Origin of the sequence: Candidatus Desulfatibia sp. (assembly GCF_036446775.1) — a bacterium.
Classification (GTDB): Bacteria; Desulfobacterota; Desulfobacteria; order Desulfobacterales; family UBA11574; genus Desulfatibia_A.
Map to the genome: position 1 here is coordinate 1 of NZ_JAZFTO010000221.1, position 6659 is coordinate 6659.

Here is a 6659-nt window from a genome sequence, read left to right on the forward strand (position 1 = left end):
TCAGGGATCTGGAAGAAAAATTCAAAAAGGATTTAGAGCAACCCCATAAAGATTTTTTTAAATAGCTCACCGCAGAGTCGCAGAGGACGCAAAGACAATGAATATTTTTCTTTCTGCTGAGAGGGCAGAAAAAAAGATAACCCTTTGCGCTCTCTGCGACTCTGCGGTGAACTATTACGAATAGGGAAGAATATTAGATGACGTCCAATGCATTCAAAGAGGAAAAGCCCACAAAGCAACCCCGCGTACTGGTGGTGGATGATGTAAAAGTTACCCGGCGGGCACTGGAGCTTATTTTAGACTCGGAGTTTGATGTAACAACACTGGCAAGCGGCAATAAAGCGGTCGATCATATCCGGCAGGATAATGATTTTGACGTCGTCTCCCTGGATCTAAATATGCCCGGGATGTCGGGTATTGAAACGCTCAAAGTGATTAAACAACATAGTCCGACGATCGAGGTCCTGTTAGTTACAGCTTTCCAGGATATCGAATCAGCGAAACAGGCCTTAAAATTAGGGGCTTATGATTACATTGAGAAACCGATCAACAAAGATGCTTACCGCCAATCGATTCGCCAGGGCGTCCGGCGCAGACAGAAGGCGCTTGTATCGGAAAAAGCTCAACAGCAGCTTGAAATCGTCAAGGCCCAGTTGGTGCATTCGGAAAAACTGTCCGCTATCGGAGAACTGCTGGCCGGGGTCGTGCATGAAATCAACAACCCTTTAGCAGGCATTCTGGGCTACTCAGAACTTCTTCTCCTGAAAGAACCCTCTCCTGAAAAAGCTCATAAATATGTGAAAAATATACAACAATCTGCCATTCTGTGCCAAAGGATCGTTCAAAAGCTGCTGGCCTTTTCCAGAAAACAGAAACCGAAACGGGAATACGTGCAGGTAACCGACATTCTGGAAAGCACCCTTGAGCTGGTGCAGCATGAAATCAAGAAAAATGCTGTCCAGGTGGTCAAGCAGTTTGCAGATAATTTGCCGCGTACCATCGCAGATTTCTATCAGATACAACAAGTTTTTCTGAATATCATCAGTAATGCTGTTCAGGCGATGCAGCAGCAAACCCGCTTAGGCACCTTAACGGTTATAAGTGAATTCGACGAAAAATCGATTCGCATAACTATTCGTGACAGCGGCCCGGGGATACCCAGGGAAAATCTCCGGAAAATCTTTGAACCTTTTTTCACGACCAAACCGGAGGGCAAGGGCACCGGTCTCGGCTTGAGTATTTGCTATGAAATTATCCGGGAGCATGGCGGGGATTTCTACGTCTCCAGTGAACCGGGAAGGGGTACGTATTTCTTTGTTGAGCTTCCAGTTATCGCCAGAGACAAAACGTCGCCGGCTCTTGCACCTTCCGCTAAAATGGATCGGTTGCCGGTTGCCAAAAATATCCTGGTGATCGACGAAAGAGAAACAGGATACGATCTTTTAGAGAACATGATAACCGCTTTGGAGCATCATGTGGCTGTGGCTCATGATGTCTATTCAGCGCAACAAAAATTGCAGAACAAAGATTATGATGTCATCATCAGCAATATGAATATGCCGGAATTCAGCGGGCAGCAGCTGTATGAACACTTAAACCAGGTTAAACCTGAACTGCTTTCAAAGCTTCTTTTTATCACGGGCGGGGTTATTTCCGAAGAAGTCAGGTGTTTTATCGAGCAAAGCGGCATACCGTGCATTAGCAAACCGTTTGGACTCGATGAAATTCAAGAAGCTATCCAGAAGATTGATAAAATATAAAAATGACTGAAACACATGCAAAAAAAATTCTGGTTATCGACGACGACGCCCCCATACGGCGTGTTATTGAAGTGAAATTAAAAAACCGGGGATACCAGGTGATCACCGCCAAGGACGGTCAACAGGGACTCGATTATATTTATTCTCATAAGCCGGATGCTGTTGTGACGGATATTAATATGCCGCTGCTGAACGGCGATAAGCTCTGCCGACTGACCGATAAACTCAAAGAAAAGCGGCCTTTTTTGACGCTGGTCATAACGGCCCGGATATCCCCCGAAGAGCGAGCCTGGGTGCAGAAAATGCGTGATACGCAGTTGATGGAAAAACCATTCAGTCCCGCCAGGCTGGTAGAATGCATTGACGCTTATTTTAAAAGGCAATCATCATGATGGATCTGCGGCTGTTTAAAGATTTTCTCGCAAGTCTCTCACAGGTTTTTCCGGTCAATTTTGATTTTCGGGATGTTAAAGGGCAGGTTTTGTTTTCAGGAAACAAAAAGGTCAGCCTGCCGGTCTCCCGGGGCTTGGAGACAGTTGGCGGTCAGGTTACCCGCAAAGAATCCTTCCAGTATCTGCGTATTGAGGACAAATATGATCTATTCGGGATGCCGATCCTGGATAAAGGGCAGGTGGTGGGCGTTTTAACCGCTTGCGATACAGGCTTTGAGCATGACGTTTCCGGCCCCAAAATATATCCGGCGCACCACATGGAGCAATTGCTAACCCACCTGGCAGGCCTGATCGAAGATAAACTGAGTTCCCTGGATGAGTCGGAAGCGCTGGCCGAAGAACTGGCCCAAAGCTTTGAAGATCTCAACCTGTATGCCAGGATTGCAACGCAGGTCAAAACCTTGCGGTTTTCACCCGCCAAACTGGATGAGTTGAATAAAGATCTTTTGGAATCAATGCGAGTGCAAATGGCGTTCGCGTTTATGCCGAATCGCTCTGAATACAACTCCCTTATTACCACCGGCGAAATTGATGCAAAGATCACAGAATCTTCTGCTTTTATTGAAGCCCTTATTAATGCCATCCCGCCCGACGCTCCTGCACTGGTCGACAATTACTTTATTGTTAACAACTCCAGCCAGACGCCGGGATATCAAAAGATGCACAGGGAACCTTTTCGCTTTCTGGGCGTGAGGATCCAGTACGGCGGTAAATTTTACGGATGGCTGGGTATGGTGTCATTTAACCTTAAGGAAATTTTTCGCCAGGGTGAAATGCACCTGCTGATTTCGGTGGCACAGCAGGTGGCTCTGGTTATTTCCAATTCAGACCTTTACCGGGATTTGGAATCGTTTGTCATCAATGTCTGCAAATCGCTGGTCTACGCCATTGAAGCCAAGGACGCATATACCCGGGGTCATTCCGAGCGGGTCAACCGCTGCTGTATGCTGATGGCCGAGCATTTAGATCTGGATGCGGAACAGCAAAACGTTTTGAATTGGGCCTCGATCCTGCACGATGTCGGTAAAATAGGAACTCCGGAGAGTATTTTGAACAAACCCGACAAATTGACCGATGCCGAATACGAAATTATTAAAGCCCACCCTTTAAAAGGTTATAACATTCTGCTACCCCTGGAGCAATTGGCGGATTCGCTTCCCGGCATCCTTTACCATCATGAACGCTATGACGGCCGCGGATATCCCCAGGGGCTGCAAGGGGAAGAAATACCCTTGTACGCCAGAATAATTGCCGTTGCTGACACATTCGATGCTATAAGTTCCAAGCGGGCCTACCGGTCGGCCAAACCGGGGAAAGAAGCATTGAATATCATAAAGGAAGCCGCCGGGAGCCAGTTCGATCCCGGTCTGGTGGAAATTTTCGAGACGGTTTTTCATACCAGTTTGGTTGAGGAAGAGCAGCAGGATAACACACCAACTTCCATAACCCTCCAGGCGTAAAACCCTAATTGTGCCAAAACACAATTAGGGAGGGGCCAGGGATCAGGGGGCAGAAAATGAGTTTTGCTTTATGAGTTATATCTCATTTAGACTGGCGTTATAAAATTCAGATGGAATTTGTTTCCTGACACCCGACCCCTGACCCCTGACAACTTTCAATAGAGCGTTTTCGCTCAATTGAGTTGTACATAACAAGTCCTTTCTCGCTTGACACTCGATGTTCATTTCTCTAAACTTCCCTATATCGTATTATGGTAAAATTTTGTATAATAATCACGAAAACACGAAAGAATGAAAGCACGAAATTTAAGAATGAGTAAATATATTTTTCGTGTTTTTGCAGTTTCGTGTTTTCGTGATGAATTTTTTTCTGATTCTCCGCTTCAGTTTCAATGAAGCCGGCATGCCCCGATTTCGGGACTTATCCGGGTTAGGTTTTGTCATGAAAAGCTTATGGAACGATATTAAGGCACAAGCCTTTGAAAATGATCCTTTGCAGCTGCGTGTCTATACTTCGCGGCTGCTGGGCCGGGAGCCCGGACTGGTTTTGCACGGCGGCGGCAATACTTCCGTAAAGGATGCAGTAAAGAATATTTTTGGTGATATTGAAGAGATTCTTTTCGTCAAAGGCAGCGGCCATGATTTGGCAACGATTCAAGCCGGCGGGTTTGCACCTGTCAGATTAAAAGCGCTGACGCGCCTGGCGACCCTGGAGCGTTTATCCGATACGGAGATGGCCCGGCTTCAAAGGTCGGCGATGACCGATCCCGAAGCCCCCGATCCTTCTATTGAAGCCATGCTGCACGCTAATATCCCTTATAAATATGTCGATCATACCCATGCCGACGCCGTTGTTACCATAACGAATAGCCAGAGGGGTCAAGCGCTGCTTCAGGAAATCTATCAGGATCGAGTTTTGATTGTGCCCTATATCAAGCCGGGCTTTAAACTGGCCCAAAAAATTCTTGAAATGACTGGCGATACCAAGTGGGAAAAGATCGAAGGTATGATCCTTTTGCACCATGGTGTTTTTACCTTTGCAGATGATGCTCGTACCAGCTACGAAAGGATGATACGGCTTGTCTCCATGGCGGAAGATTATCTTCAAAAGCAAAAGACAGGAGAGCATGTGGCCCGAGCGCAAGCCCGGGAGGATTTACTTACGCTTTCTATGATTCGACGTTATGTTTCCCGGGCCAAGGGCAATGCCATGATCGCCAGACTGGACCATAGCCCTGAGGCCTGCGGTTTTGCCAATCTTGACAATGTCAAATCGATCGCCACCCGCGGACCCTTAACTTCCGATCATCTTATTCGCACTAAGCCGGTTCCGGTAATTCTGGGTGAAGATGTCCAGCAAGATATGACGGATTATACACGGGCATATCAGGCGTATTTTGATAAAAACACGGACGGCCGCCGGACTTGTCTTGATGCGGCCCCCCGATGGGGTGTCTGGCCTCGATACGGAACCATAGCTTGGGGGCGGAGCGTCAGGGAAACAATTATTGTTTCAGATATTGTCAGACATACAATGCAAGCAATCCAGCAGGGTGAAGCTCTGGGAGGATGGAAATTCTTATCTGAAAAACAGATGTTTGATATGGAATACTGGGAGCTGCAGCAGGCTAAATTGTCCCAAAATGATATTTCCCCTGAACAGCAGGGTAAAATTGCCCTGGTCACCGGAGCAGGCAGCGGAATCGGTCTGGCCTGCGCCACAATGCTGCACGAGCAGGGCGCTGCTGTCGTCGGACTGGATATTAACCCTGAAATAAATAAAATGTTCAACCAGGAGGATCTTTTGGGGATTACCTGTGATATCACCGACGACAGTGCTGTGAAAGCGGCCGTCGAGTCCACGGTTCGTCGTTTTGGCGGACTTGATATTTTAATCCCGAACGCGGGAATTTTTACCGCGACTCAGAAAATTGAAGATTTGGATGAGGAAACCTGGAACCGGAGCATGGAAGTCAATCTTTCCAGCAATCAGCGATTATTAAAAACATGTATCCCCTATCTGCGGCAGGGTATTGATGCTACCATTGTGTTTATCTCTTCCAAGAACGTACCTGCTCCCGGGCCGGGCGCTGCCGCCTATTCGGTGGCCAAGGCCGGCCAGACCCAGCTGGCCAGAATAGCAGCCTTGGAGCTTGGATGCGACGGTATCCGTGTCAATGTTGTACATCCCAACGCCGTTTATGACACCGCGCTTTGGACGCCTGAAATCCTGGAGAGCCGCGCCTGTCATTATGGATGTACCGTGGAAGAATATAAGACCAACAACTGTTTAAAAACCGAAATATCGTCAAAGGACGTTGCTGCGCTGGTTTGCGCCATGGTCGGTCCGGCCTTTGCCAAAACTACGGGCGCCCAGGTTCCCATCGACGGGGGTAATGAACGCGTTATTTAAAATTCGCGGGGCTTCACTTCTCCGGTCTTACTGGTTTGGGGCAGACAAATTGACTATGCTTAGAGATGCTGGATGCTCGATGCTTGATACTGGATGCTTGATGCTGGATGCTTGATACTGGATGCTTGATACTCGATACTGGATGCTGGATATTATTAGGAACTTTGGCTATTTACTTAAAAAAATAGAGCAAAGCGACTCCTTGTCTTTATCCAGATCCCAGAGACCAGTATCCAGAGACCAGTATCCAGAGACCAGTATCCAGTATCCAGAGACCAGTATCCAGCATCTGGTTCAACTGCGAGCAAAAAGATCATCATATAAAAACGTAACTAAAAATTTAACTTCCAATCTACATAGACGGAAAGAAAGGAGACAAGAGCATGGCCGACATGGACGAGTTGAAAGAATCGAAACAGTATTATTTTGATACCCCGCAGAAGACCGAAGGGTTTTTCCTGAAAGGATCAAACTCCCTGGATTGGGGCATGAAAAACAGACTGGCGCGGATCTTCAGTCCTGAATCCGGCCGCACGGTTATGTTAGCCATCGATCATGGCTATTTTCAAGGGCC

General features: G+C 47.3%; 4 protein-coding genes and 1 pseudogene. All 5 read left to right on the forward strand.

The annotated features are described in order from the left end of the window. Nucleotides 1-197: 197 nt before the first annotated feature. Entirely contained in the window at nt 198-1760 is a 1563-nt protein-coding gene (locus V3S16_RS10520) for a response regulator (RefSeq protein WP_413884697.1), read from the forward strand. 2 nt (nt 1761-1762) lie between these two features. Beyond that, a complete protein-coding gene (locus V3S16_RS10525; RefSeq protein WP_413884699.1) occupies nt 1763-2152 on the forward strand; it encodes a response regulator in 390 nt (129 codons plus the stop codon). Then, nucleotides 2149-3672 carry an HD-GYP domain-containing protein gene (locus V3S16_RS10530; protein ID WP_413884701.1) on the forward strand — a complete coding sequence of 508 codons (1524 nt, stop codon included), beginning with the start codon at nt 2149-2151 and terminating at the stop codon, nt 3670-3672. The genes V3S16_RS10525 and V3S16_RS10530 overlap by 4 nt, the downstream gene beginning before the upstream one ends. A gap of 442 nt (nt 3673-4114) precedes the next feature. Then, on the forward strand, nt 4115-6085 hold the full coding sequence (locus tag V3S16_RS10535; protein ID WP_413884703.1) for a bifunctional aldolase/short-chain dehydrogenase: 1971 nt from the start codon (nt 4115-4117) through the stop codon (nt 6083-6085). Nucleotides 6086-6468: 383 nt separating this feature from the next. Beyond that, nucleotides 6469-6659, forward strand: a pseudogene (locus V3S16_RS10540) (3-hydroxy-5-phosphonooxypentane-2,4-dione thiolase LsrF); the annotation flags it as partial.

Coding starts and splice junctions, on each gene's coding strand:
- V3S16_RS10520 (WP_413884697.1), top strand. CDS start 198: ATGACGTCCAATGCATTCAAAGAGGAAAAGCCCACAAAGCAACCCCGC.
- V3S16_RS10525 (WP_413884699.1), top strand. CDS start 1,763: ATGACTGAAACACATGCAAAAAAAATTCTGGTTATCGACGACGACGCC.
- V3S16_RS10530 (WP_413884701.1), top strand. CDS start 2,149: ATGATGGATCTGCGGCTGTTTAAAGATTTTCTCGCAAGTCTCTCACAG.
- V3S16_RS10535 (WP_413884703.1), top strand. CDS start 4,115: ATGAAAAGCTTATGGAACGATATTAAGGCACAAGCCTTTGAAAATGAT.